This window comes from Massilia sp. SYSU DXS3249 (assembly GCF_053668055.1).
Genome location: NZ_JBSIPX010000006.1, coordinates 189,390 through 205,283, shown reverse-complemented (window position 1 = coordinate 205,283; position 15,894 = coordinate 189,390). Strand labels below are relative to the sequence as shown.

The 15,894-nt window shown below is 67.0% G+C and carries 8 protein-coding genes; all 8 read right to left on the bottom strand.

Annotation, left to right across the window (positions count from 1 at the left end):
• Positions 1-138 precede the first annotated feature (138 nt).
• Positions 139-726 carry an SCO family protein gene (locus tag ACWCIA_RS09775; RefSeq protein WP_454162786.1) on the bottom strand — a complete coding sequence of 196 codons (588 nt, stop codon included), beginning with the start codon at positions 724-726 and terminating at the stop codon, positions 139-141.
• Between the two features lie 38 nt (positions 727-764).
• On the bottom strand, positions 765-2,642 hold the full coding sequence (locus ACWCIA_RS09770; protein WP_454162784.1) for a multicopper oxidase family protein: 1,878 nt from the start codon (positions 2,640-2,642) through the stop codon (positions 765-767).
• A gap of 60 nt (positions 2,643-2,702) precedes the next feature.
• A complete protein-coding gene (locus ACWCIA_RS09765) occupies positions 2,703-3,299 on the bottom strand; it encodes an SCO family protein (protein ID WP_454162782.1) in 597 nt (198 codons plus the stop codon).
• Positions 3,300-3,332: 33 nt separating this feature from the next.
• Positions 3,333-5,216 carry a multicopper oxidase family protein gene (locus tag ACWCIA_RS09760; RefSeq protein WP_454162780.1) on the bottom strand — a complete coding sequence of 628 codons (1,884 nt, stop codon included), beginning with the start codon at positions 5,214-5,216 and terminating at the stop codon, positions 3,333-3,335.
• Between the two features lie 300 nt (positions 5,217-5,516).
• Positions 5,517-6,857, bottom strand: coding sequence for an HlyD family type I secretion periplasmic adaptor subunit (locus ACWCIA_RS09755; RefSeq protein WP_454162778.1), 1,341 nt, complete (start codon positions 6,855-6,857; stop codon positions 5,517-5,519).
• A 25-nt stretch (positions 6,858-6,882) separates the two neighbouring features.
• Positions 6,883-8,577 carry a type I secretion system permease/ATPase gene (locus ACWCIA_RS09750; RefSeq protein WP_454162776.1) on the bottom strand — a complete coding sequence of 565 codons (1,695 nt, stop codon included), beginning with the start codon at positions 8,575-8,577 and terminating at the stop codon, positions 6,883-6,885.
• A 24-nt stretch (positions 8,578-8,601) separates the two neighbouring features.
• Complete coding sequence (locus ACWCIA_RS09745) at positions 8,602-8,850, bottom strand: hypothetical protein (protein WP_454162774.1); 249 nt, start codon at positions 8,848-8,850, stop codon at positions 8,602-8,604.
• Positions 8,851-8,975: 125 nt separating this feature from the next.
• Positions 8,976-15,398 (bottom strand): peroxidase family protein, encoded by a 6,423-nt coding sequence (locus ACWCIA_RS09740; protein WP_454162772.1) that lies wholly within the window; start codon positions 15,396-15,398, stop codon positions 8,976-8,978.
• Between the last annotated feature and the right edge of the window lie 496 nt (positions 15,399-15,894).

The following is a 15,894-nucleotide window of genomic DNA, read 5'->3' as shown; positions in this document are numbered from 1 at the left end:
ATGCTCGCGCAGGGAGAACGTAGGGTGGACTCCGTCCACGCGGTCCGGCTTGTGCGCACCACGGAACGCACAGCCGCAGGCCCGCAAGCACCGAAACGCGTGGAGTCATGAAGCCGGGGGCTTCATGACGAGTCCACCCTACAAATACCCTGTAATCGACGTAATGATCTGCTCCGCCCTCGCCTGCGCCGGGATCATCGACCAGCGGTCGCGCCCATCGTGGCCGATGCGCACCATCCCCGTGTGCTGCTTGAGGTCGGCGTCGGTCACCGGGTTGGCGTTATAAAACCCCAGCTTGAAGCGCAGCAGTTCGACGTCGCGCGGCTCGCCGGTGAGGAAAGTCCAGCCGTCGCCGACGCCGTACTTGTCCATGTAGCGTCGCAGGTCGGCCGGCTTGTCGATGGCCGGCTGCAGGGTCAGCGAGTACATGTAGACGTCGCGCCCGACCCGCTCGCCCAGCGCCTGCTGCACGCGCAGCAGGTTGGCCGTGTTCGGCGGGCAGATGTTCGCGCAGTTCGCGTACATCATGTTGAGCACGACCAGCCGGTCCTTCACCAGGTCGGTGTAGAAGTGGACGTCGCGCCCTTCATGGGTTTGCAGGCGCACGTCCGGGAAGTGCGACTGCGCGGGCCGGCGGCCCCGTGCGCTGCGCGCTGCCTGCGCCATCATCGGGCTGGCGAGCGGAGCGACTGCCGCCATCGCCAGGAAAGATCTGCGTGTATGCATGGTGTTTCCCCTCGTTTCGAATCGTTTTGTTATTCCGCTCAGGCGATGACGTCGAAGCGCACCATCATGTGGTGGTCTTCGTGCACGGTGTTATGGCAGTGCATGATGTACTTGCCGATGAAGTCGTCGAAGCAGATCAGGATGCGCACGGTTTCGCCCGGATGCAGCTCGAAGACGTCCTTGCGCCCGCGTTCGTGGACCGGCGGCGGCAGGCCATTGCGCGTCAGGATGCGCGCTTCCTCGAAGTGGATGTGCACCGGGTGGCTCCAGCCGCTGCTGGTCTTCAGCTCCCAGATCTCGTCCACCCCGCGCTTGACGATGGCGGCCGGCGTGTTGATGTCGAACAGCTTGTTGTTGACGGTCCACTGGTCGTTCTCGCGGTCGAACACCCACTTGCGCGTCCTGACGTTCTTCGGGATCACGGGCGCGGCCAGCGGGCGCAAAATGGCCGGCACCTGGCTCGGATCGACTTCGCCCGGCGGCAGGTCGCGGTCGACGTCGAAGCGCAGGATCTGAGTGCCCGGCGACAGGAGATTGCCGGTCGGGCCGCGGCCGTCGAGGTGCTCCAGCCGGTTGACCAGGTAGACCTTGCTCCCGAGCGGGAACTTGGCGAAGTCGATCACGATGTCGCCGCGTTCGGCCGTCGCCAGGCGCAGCTTGTCCGTTTCCACCGGCGCCGGCAGCAGGTTGCCGTCGTTGGCGATCTGGATGAACGTCTGCTCCTGGCCCTCGTGCACCAGGTAGAACTGGTAGAAGCGCACCGAAGAACCGTTCAGGCAGCGGAAGCGGTACCGGCGGCGCGTGACCGAGAAGTAGGGCTGGATCTTGCCGTTGACGAGGAATTTCTCGCCGACGACGCCTTCCGGGTCGAACTGGTTGAAGTAGAGGTAGCCGCCCGAATCGAAGTTCCGGTCCTGGAACACGAGCGGGATGTCGTACTGGCCGACGCCGCTGGGCAGGCGCAGGGCTTTCGGATCCGGGTCGCGCTCGTTGCCGGTATCGACGCCGTCGAAGATCAGGTAGAAGCCGGCCAGGCCCCGGTACACGTTGGGCGAGGTGAACTCCATGCGGTGGTCGTGGTACCACAGCGTGCCCAGCGCCGCCGACGGGTCGCCGTCGGTGCCGGGAAATTCCGCGGCGTTCGACAGGTTGTTCGGGTAGTGGTGGTCCTTCCAGCGGCCGGCACGGGTCAGCGTGGGGCCGTACTTGTCGCGGCTGTAGTAGTCGCCCGGGAAGCCGTCGCTCTCCGACGGCGTGTGGCCATTGTGCAGGTGGGTCGAGATCTCGGGCGAGCCGAAGCCGCGATGGTCCGTCGGCAGGTCGTTCTCGATGCGCACCAGGATCGGCTCGCCGTACTTGACGACGAAGGTCGGCCCGGGGGTCATGCCGTCGTAGCCCCAAATCTTCTGCTTCGGCAGCTCGGGGTGGAATACGTGGTCTTCTTCGCGCACGCGCAGCCGGTAGAAGCGGCGCGGCTGGTAGCGGTCCCAGGCCTGGTGCGGCAGCCGGCCCGCCTCGCCCGAACCCGGCACCGCGTCCTTCGTCGGACGCGGGCTGAGCCAACTTTCCGCCTGCTTGACCGGCGGGATAGGCAGCGGCACGACGAAGGGCGTCGTCGCCGGCGCCTTGACCGCCACGCTCTTCATGAAATCGAGGCGCACGTCGGCCACCGGCAAAGCGGCCTTGACCGCCGTCGTCGTGCTGCCTGACGCCACTGCTTTCGGCGCCGTACCAGCCGACGCCGGCGACGGTGCCGGTGCCGGTCCCGCGGCGCCCGACGCCAGGGCGTCCAGTTCCAGGCTGGCCTGGGCCGCCAGCGCGGCGGCGCCGGCGGCGGCCATGGATGCTCCCAGCAGGCGCCGTTTAGGATTGCCCGGCCCGCCGTATTCGTCGTTCGGATCGTTCGTTGGTTTCATCGCTTCCTCCAGGACTCGTTCAACAAGGTGGACACCGTGCGCCGCGCCTGCGGCGCTGCGTCAGGACAGGTAGTTCGAGATGGCGTTGACAATCTGGCGCGGGCTGGCCAGCGCCGGGATCATCGACCAGCGGTCGCGCCCGTCGTGGCCGATGCGCAGCATGCCCGTGTGCTGTTTCAGGTCGGCGTCGGCGGCGGCGTCGAAGTTGTAGAACCCAAGCCTGCGGCGCAGCAGTTCGACGTGGGCCGGTTCGCCGGTGAGGAAGGTCCAGCCCTCGCCGACGCCGTACCTGTCCATGTAGCGGCGCAGGTCGGCAGGCTTGTCGATGGCGGGCTGCAGGGTCAGCGAATACATGAACACGTCCCTGCCCACGTGCTCGCGCAGGGTCTCCTGCACGCGCAGCAGGTTGGCCGTGTTGGTCGGGCACAGGTTGGTGCAGTTCGCGTACATCATGTTGACCACGACCAGCCTGTCCCTGACCAGGTCGTCGTAGAAGCGCACCGGCCTGCCCTCGTGGGTTTCCAGCGCGACGTTCGGAAGGCGGCGGCCGTTATCGGCCGGCAGCGGTGTCGGCGCGCGCGTCTGCGCGTGCCTGGCGACCGGGTAGAGCAGCGGCGTTGCGGCCGCGGTGGCAAGGAAGGCCCTGCGCGATCTCATGATGCTTCCCCTTGTCTGGTTGACGTTCCGGTTTCACGGCACGACGTCGAAGCGCACCATCATGTGGTGGTCCTCGTGGATCGTGTTATGGCAGTGCATGACATACTTGCCGACGAAGTCGCGGAAGCAGACCAGGATCCGCACCGTCTCCCCGGGCGACAGCACGAACACGTCCTTGCGTCCCGCCTCGTGCGGCGGGGGCGGCAGGCCGTTGCGCGAAATGATGCGCATCTCCTCGAAGTGGATGTGCACCGGGTGGCTCCAGCTGCCCTTGCCGCGCAGTTCCCAGATCTCCTCGACACCGCGCTTGATGAGGGCGGCCGGCTTGGTTTCGTCGAACAGCAGGTCGTTCACGGTCCACATGTTGTTCAGGCGGCCGAAGTCCCAGCGGCGCACTGTCCTGACCTTGCTGGTGTCGATCTTCGGCAGCGGCCGGAGTGTCGCCGGCAGGCGGCTGTGGTCGGGCGTGGCGGGCTCGCGGTCGACGTCGATGCGCATGATCTGGGTGCCCGGATTGAGGATGCGCCCGGTCGGCCCACGTCCGTCAAGGTGCTCGAGCTTGTTGACGATGTAGAGCCTGGCGCCGAGCGGGTACTGCGCGAAGTCGACGATCAGGTCGCCCCGCTCGGCCACCCCGAGGCGCAGCTTGCTGGTCAGTACCGGCGCCGGCAGCAGGTTGCCGTCGTTGCCGATCTGGTGGAATTTCTGGTCGATGCCCTGGTAAACCAGGTAGAACTCGTAGAAGCGCAGCGACGAGCCGTTGAGCATCCGGAAGCGGTACTTGCGCCGCTCGACCGAGAAGAAGGGCTGCACCTTGCCGTTGACAAGGAACTTGTCGCCCACGATCCCTTCCGGGTCGAACTGGTCGAAATACAGGTAGCCGCCCGAATCGAAGCGGCGGTCCTGGAACACCAGCGGAATATCGTACTTGCCGACGCCGGAAGGCAGGCCGAGCGCGCCCTCGTGCTCGTCGTATTCGTCGTCGGAATCGAGTTCGTCGAAGATGAGGTAGAAGCCGGCCAGCCCCCGGTAGACGTTGGGCGCGGTGAATTCCATGCGGTGGTCGTGGTACCACAGGGTGCCGAGCGCCAGGGCGTGGTTACCGCCGGTGTCCGGAAAGGCGTCCACGTTGGAACAGATGTTCGGGTAGTGATGGTCCTTGAACTTGCCCGGCCGGCTCAGGGTCGAACCGCATTTTCTCTCGCTGTAGTAGTCGCCGGGGAAGCCGTCGCTCTCGGACGGGGTATGGCCGTTGTGCAGGTGGGTCGAGATCTCGGGGGTGCCGTAGCCCACATGATCGAGCGGCAGCTCGTTCTCGAAGCGCACCAGGATCGGTTCGCCGTACTTGACGACGAAGGTCAGCCCCGGCGTGATGCCGCCGTAGCCCCAGATTTTCTGCTTCGGCAGTTCGGGGTGGAATTCGTGGTCCTTTTCCTCGACCTTGACATGATAGAACTTTTGAGGCGGGAAGCGGTCCCAGGCCTGGTGCGGCAGCCGCCCCGCCTCGCCCTCGACCGGGTACTTTTCCGGCTCCGGGCTCAGCCCGCTCACCGGTTCGGCGATCTTCGGCATCGGCAGCGGCACGATGAAGGGCGTGGTGTAGGGCGCCCTGCCGACCTCCTCGATCTTGAAGTCGCCGCGCAGGCTGGTGGTCCCACCGGCCAGGCCGGTGCCGCCCGCCGTGCTGCCGCTTGCCCTCGTCCCGGCCTGCTGCGTTCCCGTCCCGGGTGACGCGCCGGGCGCGGCCGGCGCCGGGGCCGGCGCCGTGCCCAGGCCCAGCCTGGCCTCGGCCGCCAGCACGGCGGCGCCCGCGGCCACCAGCGACGCGCCCGCCAGGCGCCGTTTCATCTTGTCGCGGTCGCGAACTTGCGGTTCGTGCTCGCTCCCCCTCTCTTCCACTTCGCTATCGGGTTTCATGGTGTGCTCCGGATCAGTAAAACACGTGTTGGGTTACGTCGCTCGGCGGGCGGGGCGGGTTCCCCGGCCGCGTTCTTGACCTGGCCCCCGGGTGCGGGTGGCGGCAGCTTCGCCTCGATCACAGGCAGGCCAGGACGGAACGGCGGCGCAGGTGCGAGTGCAGGTGCTGGGTCGCCCTGCGCCGCCAGGATGGCCGTCCCGGCGGCGACCATCGCCACCGAGGCGATGGCGCGCCGCCGCAGGTCCGACCGCCGTTCCTGCTCGTCCATGCAGCTCCGCTCCCGTCGTCCGCCCTGGCGCCTACATCTGCCGCCCCGCCCGGCGGATCGTCGACATGACCGGCTCGACCAGGTATTGCAGCGGCGTCTGGGTGGCGCCGTCGATGTACACCTCGGCCGACATGCCGGCCTGCAGCTTGATGTCGCGCGCCGTCTTGAGCGACTGCTCGCTGGCCGCGACCAGCACGCTGAAGTAGGCCTGGCCTGTGCCCTTGTCGACCAGCCGGTCGGCCGAGATATAGGTCACCTCGCCCTCGACCATCGGGGCGCTGCGGTATTTCAGGGCGGTGAACTTGATGCGCGCCTTCTGGCGCAGGTGGACGTGGTTGATTTCTTCCGGACGAATGTGCGCCTCGAGCATCAGGCGCGCGTCCGACGGTACGATCTCGGCGATCGTGTCGCCCGGACGCACGACCGCGCCCGGGGAGCTGAACTTCAGGTCGATGATTTCGCCGCTGGCGGGCGCCGCCACCACCTGGCGGCTGGCGGCGTCGTCGGTCTTGCGCATTTCCTGGTCGATGTCGGTCAGGCGCGCGACGCTCGCCTTGACCTCGTCGCTGGCGCTTTGCATGTAGGCGTTCTGCAGCGAGCGGATGCGCAGGTCGATGTCGGCGATGCGCTGGCCGGCACGCGCCAGTTCCGAGCGCCGCTCGTCGACCTTGGCGGCGTAGTCGGCCACCGTCGCCTCGATCTGGGACAGCTTGGCGCTCGAGATGAACTTGTCCTTGTGCAGGCCGCGATTGAGTTCCAGGTCCTGGCGCTGCAGGGACAGCGAGCGCTCGATGTTGCCGATCTGCGCGCGCAGCGAATCGACCTCGTTGGCCACCTGGGCGCGCTGGGCGCGCATCAGCGCCACTTCGCTCTCGAGCGAGGAGCGGCGGCTGGCGAACAAATTCGTTTCCTTGTCCACCGCCTGGCGCACGCGCTCGTCGCGCGCGGCCGCCGCCAGCAGGTCCTCGGGCAGGCGCAGGCTGCCGGTGCGCAGCTGCTCGCTCTCGAGGCGCGCCAGGGTAGCGCGTTCGACGATGGCGCGGTAGGCCAGGCGGTTGCGGTCGGCGTCGACCCCGACGTCGCCCAGTTTCAACACCGGCTGCCCGGCGCGCACGCGCTGGCCGTCGCGCACCAGCACCTCGCGCACGATGCCCCCTTCCAGGTGCTGGATCGGGCGCCGGTTCAGGTCGACCTTCACATAGGCCGGCGCCACCACCGCCATCGACAGCGGGGCCACGCAGGTCCATACCGCCAGCGGCACCATCGCCACGTAGAACACCCGCATGCCGAAGCGCGCCAGGCGCCGGCCCTGCTCGCGCGGAGTCGGCAGGCCGCCGTCCACCAGTTCACCCACCACTGCATTTGCCGTCATTGCGTTTTGCATGTCCATCCCCTCTTCAACGTGCCACCGCGGCGCTGGCGGTATCGACCACGGCCTGCGCCTGGCGCTGCATCTCTTTCATGACTTCGCCGGCGGCGCCGTAGCGTTTCGCGCGGCCCGCTTCCAGCACCAGGATCTTCGTCACGTGCGCGATCAGCGACGGCCGGTGCGTGATGATGATCGTCGTCACCCCCTCGGCGCGCAGCCCGCTCACGGCCTGGGCCAGCGCGATCTCGCCAGCGCCGTCGAGGTTCGAGTTCGGCTCGTCCAGCACCACCAGGCGCGGGTTGCCGTACAGCGCGCGCGCCAGGGCGATGCGCTGGCGCTGGCCCGGCGACAGGCGCAAACCGCCCTCGCCCACCGGCGTGTCGTACCCCTGCGGGAACTCGTTGATCATGTCGTGGGCGTTGGCACGCTGCGCGGCCCGGATCACGCGCTCGGAATCGACCGCGTCCAGACGCGCGATGTTGTCGGCCACGCTGCCGTCGAACAGCTCGACGTCCTGCGGCACGTAGCCGATCCACTGGCCGAGCTGGGCGCGGTTCCAGTAGGCGACGTCGACGCCGTCCAGGCGCACCGTGCCCGTGCTCGGCGCCCACAGGCCGATCAGCAGCCGCGCCAGGGTCGACTTGCCGGCGGCGCTGGCGCCGATGATGGCCAGCGACTCGCCCGCCTCCAGGTTCAGGGCCAGGTTGTAGAGCACGGGCTTGCCAGTGCCGGGGGCGCGGAAGGACAGGCTTTCCACCGACAGCCGGCCCGTCGGGCAAGGCAGTTCGACCTGGTTCGCGGCGTCCGGGAAGTCCTGCGACAGCTCCTGCAGCCGGGCGTAGGCGGCGCGGCCGTCGGCCAGCGCGCGCCAGCTGCCGACCAGCTGCTCGACCGGCTGCAGGGCGCGGCCCAGCAGCACGGTGGTGGCGATCATGATGCCGGCGGAGGCCTCCTGGCTGATCACCAGCCAGGCGCCCAGCGCCAGCAGCAGGATCTGGATCGCCTGGCGCAGGCAGCGGGTGAGCGCCGTGAAGACGACGCTGGAGCGGCCGGCGCTGGCCTGCAGGCTGGCGACCTCGCCCTGCAGGGTGCGCCAGCGCGCGAGCAGCTTGCCGGTCATGCCGAGCGCCTGCAGGATCTCGGCGTTCCTCAGCGAGCTCTCGACGTATTTCGAGGCGCGCCGGCCGTCCTGCTGCAGGCCGGCGATCGCGCCCTGGCTGATGCGGTGGTTCAGCCAGGCGACCGCCAGCATGACCGCCACGGCGACCAGCGCTCCCAGGCCGAGCGCCGGGTGGAAGCCCCAGATCAGCGCCAGGAAGATCGGCGCCCAGGGCGCGTCGAACAGCGCGGCGAGCGCATTCGAGGACAGCACGTTCTTGAGCGTGGCCAGGTCGCGCATGCCCTCGCCCACGCCGGCATTCGGCATGCGCGCGGCGCGCTCGACGAGGGTCTCGACGACCGGGCGCGCGAGGCGCTCGTCGACCATCGCCGCCAGCACGCCCTGCAGGCTCTGGCGCACGTAATCGAGCAGCAGCATGACCAGCAGCGCCACGCCGGTGCCGACCAGCAGCACCAGCAGGGTTTCGTGGCTGTTGGTCGTCAGCACCCGGTCGAATACCTGCAGCATGAACAATGCCGGCACCAGGTACAGCAGGTTGACGCAAAAGGAAAACAGGCCCATATAGCCAAGCAGGGGCCGCAGCTCTCGCCAGATCGTATTCATGGTGGTCTCCGGGACGGACGTGGATTACACCGGGCGTGCGGTGGTTTTCTTGTGGGCGCGCGCGGCCGGGGTGCGGCCGCGGGCATCGCGTGCGGCGGGCGTGGCAACCGGGCGGCGGGCGAAGCCGGGCATGTGCGGCATGGGAGGAAGCCGGAAGGCGGGCCGGAAGCCTGCCCGGTCGAGGAGGATCAGGTCGACGCTGGTCGGATCGGTTTCGGCGAGTGCGGCATGCAGCTGCTGCGCGCCGGCGGCGTGCTTCTTCATGAACTTCATTTTCGTTATCTCCCAGGCTTTGAAGCTTGTAATCGTTCTTGTCTTTGTTACGTGGACCGGGGCCGCCAGGCGGCCGCCGGTCCCTGCACTACGGTGCAACTACTACAGCGTGACTGCTACGGCGTTCAAACGGTCAGCATCTCCCCCAGCGGCGCGATCGCTGCCGGCGCCGCCGTCGCCAGGGCGGCCGTCTGCCCCTGCACGATGAAGTCGTCGATCGTGATATCCGCCGGGTTCCCCACGCCCTGCAGCACGAAGGAACCCATGATGCCGATCGTCACCCGCAGGTCGGCGCCCAGGTCGGTGAAGCTGACGCTGGTGGCGAAGTTGCTGGCGCTGATGCCCAGGCCCGAGATGTCGAGCAGGTCCTGGCCGTCCACGGCGTTGAAGTCGAAGCCGCCGGCGATGGTGTCGGCGCCGAAGCCCGCCGCCGAGAACACGAAGATGTCGTTGCCCGCTCCGCCCTCGAGCCGGTCGTTGCCGGCCCCGCCCTCCAGCCGGTCGTTGCCGTCGCCGCCGCGCAGGGTGTCGGCGCCGGTGAAGCCGCGCAGGTAGTTGTCGAGCCCGTTGCCGGTGAAGTTGGCGACGCCGCCGGTCTGGATCGCGTTCTCGACCCCTGCCCCGAGGATGTAGCTGCCGGAATTGGACATGACGGTGTCGATTCCTTCGCCGTCGAGTTCGACGATGACGTCAGCGGAGGAGTTGACGAAGTAGGTATCGTCGCCCTTGCCCCCGATCAGCCGGTCGTTGCCGATTCCGCCATTCAAGCTGTCGTTGCCGTCGCCGCCCGTCATCGTGTTGTTCGAACTGTTGCCGGTGCCGGTGAAGTTGCCGGTGCCGGTAAACACGAGTTCCTCGACGTTGTTACCCAGCGTATAGCTGTTTACCGAGACCCGTGCCAGGTCCGCGCTGCCGCCCGCGGTGCCCGTACCTTCGATGATCACGTCGCCGATGTGATCGACCACGTACACATCGTTCCCGGCCCCGCCGGTCATGCGGTCCGCGCCCGCGCCGCCGTCGAGGGTGTCGTCGCCGGCGCCGCCCGTGAGCGCATTCACCAGGGCGTTACCGGTGCCGACGAACGCGCCCGTGCCGGTGAAAGTGAGGTTTTCGAGGTTGGCCCCCAGCTCGAAGCTGGCCAGCGTGGTGCGGATAGTGTCGGTGCCCTCGCCCGCCAGCTCCACCACCGTGTCGAGCGCTTCGTCGACGACGTAGGTGTCGTTGCCGCGGCCGCCCGCCATCCAGTCGACGCCCGCGCCGCCGTCGAGGGTGTCGGTGCCGGAGCCGCCCTGCAGCCGGTTGGCGAGCGCGTTGCCGGTGCCGATGAAGGTCGAGGTGCCCGTATAGACCAGGTTCTCGACCTCGTCGCCGAGCGTGTAATTGATGCTCGTGCGCACGGTATCGACGCCTTCGTTGCCTAGCTCGGTGACGATGTCGCCGACGGCACTGACGACATAGGTGTCGTCGCCGCTGCCGCCGCGCATGTCGTCGAGGCCGGTACCGCCGTCCAGGTAGTCGTCTCCCAGGCCGCCTTCGAGGGCATCGTTGCCGTTCTGGCCGCGCAGGATGTCGTTGCCGTCGTTACCGATGAGCTGGTCGTTGCCGCCGAGGGTGCCGCCGTCGAGCACGTCGTTGCCTGCGCCGCCGATGATGCTGTTGTCGAGGGCGTTGCCGGTGCCGTTGAAGTTGCCGGTGCCGGTGTATTCCAGCATGTCGACATGCGCGGCCAGCGTATGCGAGCCGAGTGCGGTGCGCACCAGGTCGATGCCCGCGCTGGCCGTTTCCACCACCCGGTCGCCGGTTTCGCTGACGATATACGTGTCGTCGCCGAAGCCACCGGTGAGGATATCGCTGCCTGCGCCGCCGTCGAGGGTATCGTTGCCGTTGCCGCCGGTGATGCTGTTGGCAAGCGCATTGCCGGTGCCGGAAAAGTTGCCCGACCCGATATACGTCAGGTTTTCCAGGTTGTTGGCGAGGGTGCGCGCCGTCAGCGTAGTCTGCACGGTGTCGGTGCCGGCGCCCGCCGCTTCGACGACGGTGTCGCCGATATCGTCGACGACATAAATGTCGTTGCCGGTGCCGCCTTCGAGCCGGTCTGCTCCGAGGCCGCCGTTGAGCGTGTCGTTGCCGGCCAGTCCGATCAGGTCGTCGTCCCAGGCGGTGCCGGTCAGGACGTTGTCGAGCGTAGTGCCGACGATCTGGTCGCCCACCGGGCTGGTGGCCGCCGAGGGAATGGCGCGGCTGACGCCGCCGGCGTCGCTGAAGCTGGCCATCACGCGCAGCTGCTGGCCGACTTGCGCCTGCTGCGGGATGAAGGTCGCGCCGGTGGCGCCGGCGATGTTGACGAACACGCCGTTGACCAGGGCCTGCCACTGGTAGTTGATGGCGGACTCCGGCACGCCGGCGAAGGCGGCCACGGTGCCCGGCGTGGCGGTCAGCATGTGCTTCTCGGTCGGCGTCATGTCGTCGATGTGCGGCTCGCCCGTCAGGTTGACCACGTCGTCGACGAACACCAGTTCCTCGATGTTGCGGATGGTGTCGATGCCGTCGGTGCCGGTGCCGCGGGCATGGGCCACGGTCCAGGTGTTGTCGGCGTTGCGCGTGATGTCGTAGTTGGCGCGCAGGTCGGAATAGATCGCCTGGTCGATTTCGGCCGCCTTGGTGGTCGACTGCAGGATCTCGCGCACGATGCGCAGCTGGCCCGGATTGATGGCGCCCGAGAGCATGTCGTCGCGCAGTTCGGCGATGCTGTCGACCGATTTGAGCACCACGTTCGGCTGCGTTTTCGACATGACCTCGACGCGCACGTTGAGCCAGGCGTCGCCGTCGATCAGGTCGTTGCCGTTCTTGCCGGTGATCTTGTCGCTGCCGGCGCCGCCGATCAGGATGTCGGCGCCTGTCCGCGGATCGAACACGATGGCTTCCGGGTTGTCGAACGCGGGCTTGCCGAGCAGCTCCTGCAAGCCCCGGATCAGGGCGACGTTCTTCTGCAGCAGGCTGCTGCCGTCGGGTGGCAGCAGGATGCCGCCCTCGCCGCCGGGCGCCCCGGTCGGACGAACCGTGCCGATCAGGACGTCGTCGAACTTCCAGCCGGACAGGGCCTCGACCGAATCGAAGCGGTCGCGCAGGATGAAGGGCTCCTGCTGGCCGAAGAGCGGGATGCCGAGGTCGGAATTGGCGGCGGTCGGGTCGCCCTTGTGGATCGCCCAGTCGAAGCCCAGCATGCCGTTGTTGCGCTGGATGCCGGCGCCCTGGACCATGATGTCGTCGCCCGATTCGCCGTCGTAGTCGGTGTCGTTGCCCTGGCCGTTGAGGACGTCGTGGCCGATGATGGTGCTGTTGAAGAACAGCTGCGAGTTCTCGCCGGTCACGGAGTCGAAACCTTCGCCGCCCTCGATCCAGTCGTCGCCCTCGTTGCCCATCAGGACATCGGAACCGTTGCCGCCCAGGAGGAAGTCGTTGCCTTCGCCGGCGAACACCTCGGTGAAGTCGGGCCCGACGATGACGAAGTCCTGGCCGGCGCCGCCGAACACGAGGTCGTTGCCGGTGCCGTTGCTGATGACGTCGTTGCCGTTGTCGCCGCGCAGGAAGTCGGCGGCGCCGGCCGGGGTGCCGTGGTCGGTGATGATGTCGTCGCCGTCGCCGCCGTGCACCTGGTCGGCCTCGTCGCCGCCGTCGAGGCGGTCGTCGCCGCCGTCGCCCCACAGGGTATCCATGCCGCGCCCGCCCTTGAGGGTGTCGTTGCCGGGCGTGCCGCCCAGCACCACGTGGTCGGGGCCGTCGTAGGCGTAGATCAGTTCGCCGCCGTCGGGATGGCCGTCGCCGTTGACGTCCGCACCCGGCGCCTTGCGCGTGACGAGCGAGGTGAAGGCGTTCAGGATCGGGTTGGCGCGGGTCGGGTCGCCGTTCTTGATGAGGCCAGTACCGATGCCGGTGCGCTGGTCTGCCTTGTCCATTTCCAGGATATAGCTCGGCGTGGTGAACATCAGCGCCGGCAGGTGGCTGGTGTTCATGGCGTCGCCGAGGTCGGTGTTGCGCATGGCCATGGCCGAGAACAGGTTGCCTTCCAGCTCGTTGAGCAGGTTCAGGCCCTGGGTACGGCTCAGGTAGTAGAAGCGGTCGCCGTTCTGCAGCATTTCCATCTGCTGTTCGAACACGAAGTTGAAGGTCGGGGCCAGCATGCCGCCGAACTCGAGCTTCGCTTCGGCCAGGCCGCCGATCCAGAAGTCGACCTTGTTCAGGCCGCTGGTGGCGGCGGTCCAGGTGCCGCCGGTGCTGTTCAGGAATGCCAGGCGGTCGGCCGGGGCGACTTCGTTCGGGCCGGTGGGCGTCCCAGGCGTACCGTCTTCGTTCGGCTCGGGGAAGTCGATCTTGCCGTTGTCGTTCAGGTCCATGTCGCCCATCACCAGCAGCGTGGCGGCGGCGCGCTTGGCTTCCAGCGTGGTCGCCGACGTGATGGTCGGGTGCAGGCCGTAGGCGGCGATGAAGTTGATGATCGAGGCCGGGTTCTTCATGTGCGGCGCGAAGTCGGCCCAGCTCGTATAGGGCTTGAGCTGGGCGTCGCCCGTCATCTTGTAGAAGGCGGCGCGCGCCTCGTTGAAGCTGGGCGAGCCGGTGTCGCGGCCGCGGGCGATGTTGAGCGCGGCCAGGTCGAGCGGCAGGCCGACCAGGTTGTTGCGCAGCGCGTCGGTGACGAATTCGTCGATCTCGTTGCCGACCTGGCGCGTCATGCCGCGCACGATCTCGCCCACTGCGACATGCGGGTCGACCGTGCCGTTCTGGTCGAAGGCGATCGGGTTGAGGAAGGCCTCGATCAGGCCGATGTCCTTCTCGTTCATGTTGCCGTCGATGCGCGCCACGGTCTCGTTGAGCATCGAGTGGCCGAAGCGGTACACGACGTTGGCGAATTCCGCCATGATGGCCGGGTCGATGTCGGCCGAATTCGAGAACACGAAGGGATCGATGCTCGGCTGCACGGCGCGCGCGAATTCCTCGAACACCATGTGCTGGTACTGCATCTCGTTGACGAAGCGGCCGGCCTGGAACAGGCGCTCGCCGTCCCACACGAGGGTCGACAGGTCGGACGGCACCGCCTCGATGTCGACCAGCAGCCATTCGTTGATGAAGGCCAGGTCGCCGCTGGCGAGGATGGTGTCCTTGTACTGCTCGACCAGGCGGTTGTGCTCGTCGTGGAAGATGGCATGGATGGCGGTCAGGCCGATGTTCTCGTTGCCGCGGCCGTCGCCGTTGATGAAGTGGCGGTCGAGCAGCTCGTCGTCATAGGTGCCGACCGGCTGCGGCCCGCCATTGGCGACGCTGTCGTCGTCGGCCACCAGCTGCACCCGCGGCGTCATCGGGTTGTGGTCGTGGTCGTAGGTGCCGGGCGCGGCGGTATGCGCGATGTCGTCGAGGAAGGCGTGGTTGGTGCGCATGGTGTTGGCCGGCAGCGCCACGCCCAGGCCGCCGTTGGCGCCCGGATTGCCTTCGACCAGCCCGGTGGCGGTGACGATCTGGACGAAGCCGTTCGCGCCGCGGATGAATTCGCCGTAGCGGTCGGTCGCCAGCAGCGGCACGTTGAAGATGTCGGTGTCGCTCAGCTGGATGCCCAGCAGCTTGGCGGCCTGCTCCTTCACTTCGGCCCAGTTGCCGGCGCCATGGGTGCCGTCGAGCAGGCGCCCGGTGGCCAGCGGCTTGCCATTCACCATCGCGTACTCGCGCAGGAAGACCTGGTGCGAAGGGTGCGAGGTATAGGTCTGGTTCTGGTCGATGAAGGGGGTCGTGGTGTTGATCTGGGCGCGCAGGTCGTCGTCGGCGGTACCGAGCTTGCCGTCGGCTCCGGGGCCGACGCCGTTCTGGGCGCGCGTCATCACCATGAAGTTGGTCGGGCTGCCCTCGACGTAGAGCGGATCGTCCGGCTTGAGCGGCACGAAGACGGTGCCGCCGCCCTTGGCGATCAGGTCGAGGCCGTGGTCGAAGAACTGGCCGAACAGCGCCATCATGCCGTTGAACGGCGGCGACAGGCCGATGTCGGGCGACTGGTTCGGGATCAGGAGGGTGCCGTTGGGCGCGGTCTGCACTTCGTCCATGCCCGGGTAGGTCGCGATGTCGGCGCGGTCCTGGGCGGCGATGACCGCCGCCGGGTTGTGGTTGGTCTGGTCGACGATCAGGTTCGAAATGACGCGCGGCTGCGAATCGAAGACCATGTTGCCCGGGGTGATGGACTTGTAGCTGGAGCCGGCAATGGCCGGATTGCCGCCCAGGACATTCGCGGCGACGCCTTCCGCATCGTGCCACTGCCCGGCCACCAGGCGCGGCATGGCGTTATCGGCCGCTCCCATGCGTTCCATGCCCGGCAGCAGGCTGTTCCAGGTGCCGTCGACCGTGCGCAGGCCGTAAGGCAGCAACGGACTGCCGACGTCGTCGCGCAACTTGTCGCCGTCGATGCTGCCGTCGGGATTGGTGCTGTTTTCTGCAATCTTGATCTGGTTGAGGATAAACAGGAGGTCGTCGAGATTGACGTTGAAGTTGTACTGCGGGTTGTGAGCCATGTTTCTTTCCCCTAGGATAGTTTGGACGTCCACGTCTCATGTATTCGACTCCGGCCCGCGGTGTCGAGATGCCGCTCAGAACCGCCACTGCAGGTCTCACAAATCGACAGGCAAAGGAATGCCCGTCACGTCCGGCTATCCATTTGTAATACGTCATGGACAGGCAGAATAACCAGTAGTGATGGGTGCGTATTTACTAAGCTAGCATAAAAATTTTACGCAAAATGCATAATTTTTTTGATGTGGAAAAAACAACACATCAGCTATTTTGCGGTTCCATGAATTATTTCTATCACTTGGCTTTCATGCATAGGGGGTAAGACCATGCCTACAACGCTGTCAGATGATGGCGGATGTGACCGTCTCATAGGAGGCGCTCTACGCCCCGTATGTTGATTAATTACATGCGGAAAGTTTGTAGGCGCGCCCGGTTGCGTCAATCCGTATCTTATTGACCCGCCGGTTCAATTCCATGCATTGCGCATCAATCGAATTG

What these genes read in the sequence shown, in the direction of transcription:
- ACWCIA_RS09775 (WP_454162786.1), bottom strand. Translation starts at nt 726, where the DNA reads ATGCATACACGCAGATCTTTCCTGGCGATGGCGGCAGTCGCTCCGCTC.
- ACWCIA_RS09770 (WP_454162784.1), bottom strand. Translation starts at nt 2,642, where the DNA reads ATGAAACCAACGAACGATCCGAACGACGAATACGGCGGGCCGGGCAAT.
- ACWCIA_RS09765 (WP_454162782.1), bottom strand. Translation starts at nt 3,299, where the DNA reads ATGAGATCGCGCAGGGCCTTCCTTGCCACCGCGGCCGCAACGCCGCTG.
- ACWCIA_RS09760 (WP_454162780.1), bottom strand. Translation starts at nt 5,216, where the DNA reads ATGAAACCCGATAGCGAAGTGGAAGAGAGGGGGAGCGAGCACGAACCG.
- ACWCIA_RS09755 (WP_454162778.1), bottom strand. Translation starts at nt 6,857, where the DNA reads ATGACGGCAAATGCAGTGGTGGGTGAACTGGTGGACGGCGGCCTGCCG.
- ACWCIA_RS09750 (WP_454162776.1), bottom strand. Translation starts at nt 8,577, where the DNA reads ATGAATACGATCTGGCGAGAGCTGCGGCCCCTGCTTGGCTATATGGGC.
- ACWCIA_RS09745 (WP_454162774.1), bottom strand. Translation starts at nt 8,850, where the DNA reads ATGAAGTTCATGAAGAAGCACGCCGCCGGCGCGCAGCAGCTGCATGCC.
- ACWCIA_RS09740 (WP_454162772.1), bottom strand. Translation starts at nt 15,398, where the DNA reads ATGGCTCACAACCCGCAGTACAACTTCAACGTCAATCTCGACGACCTC.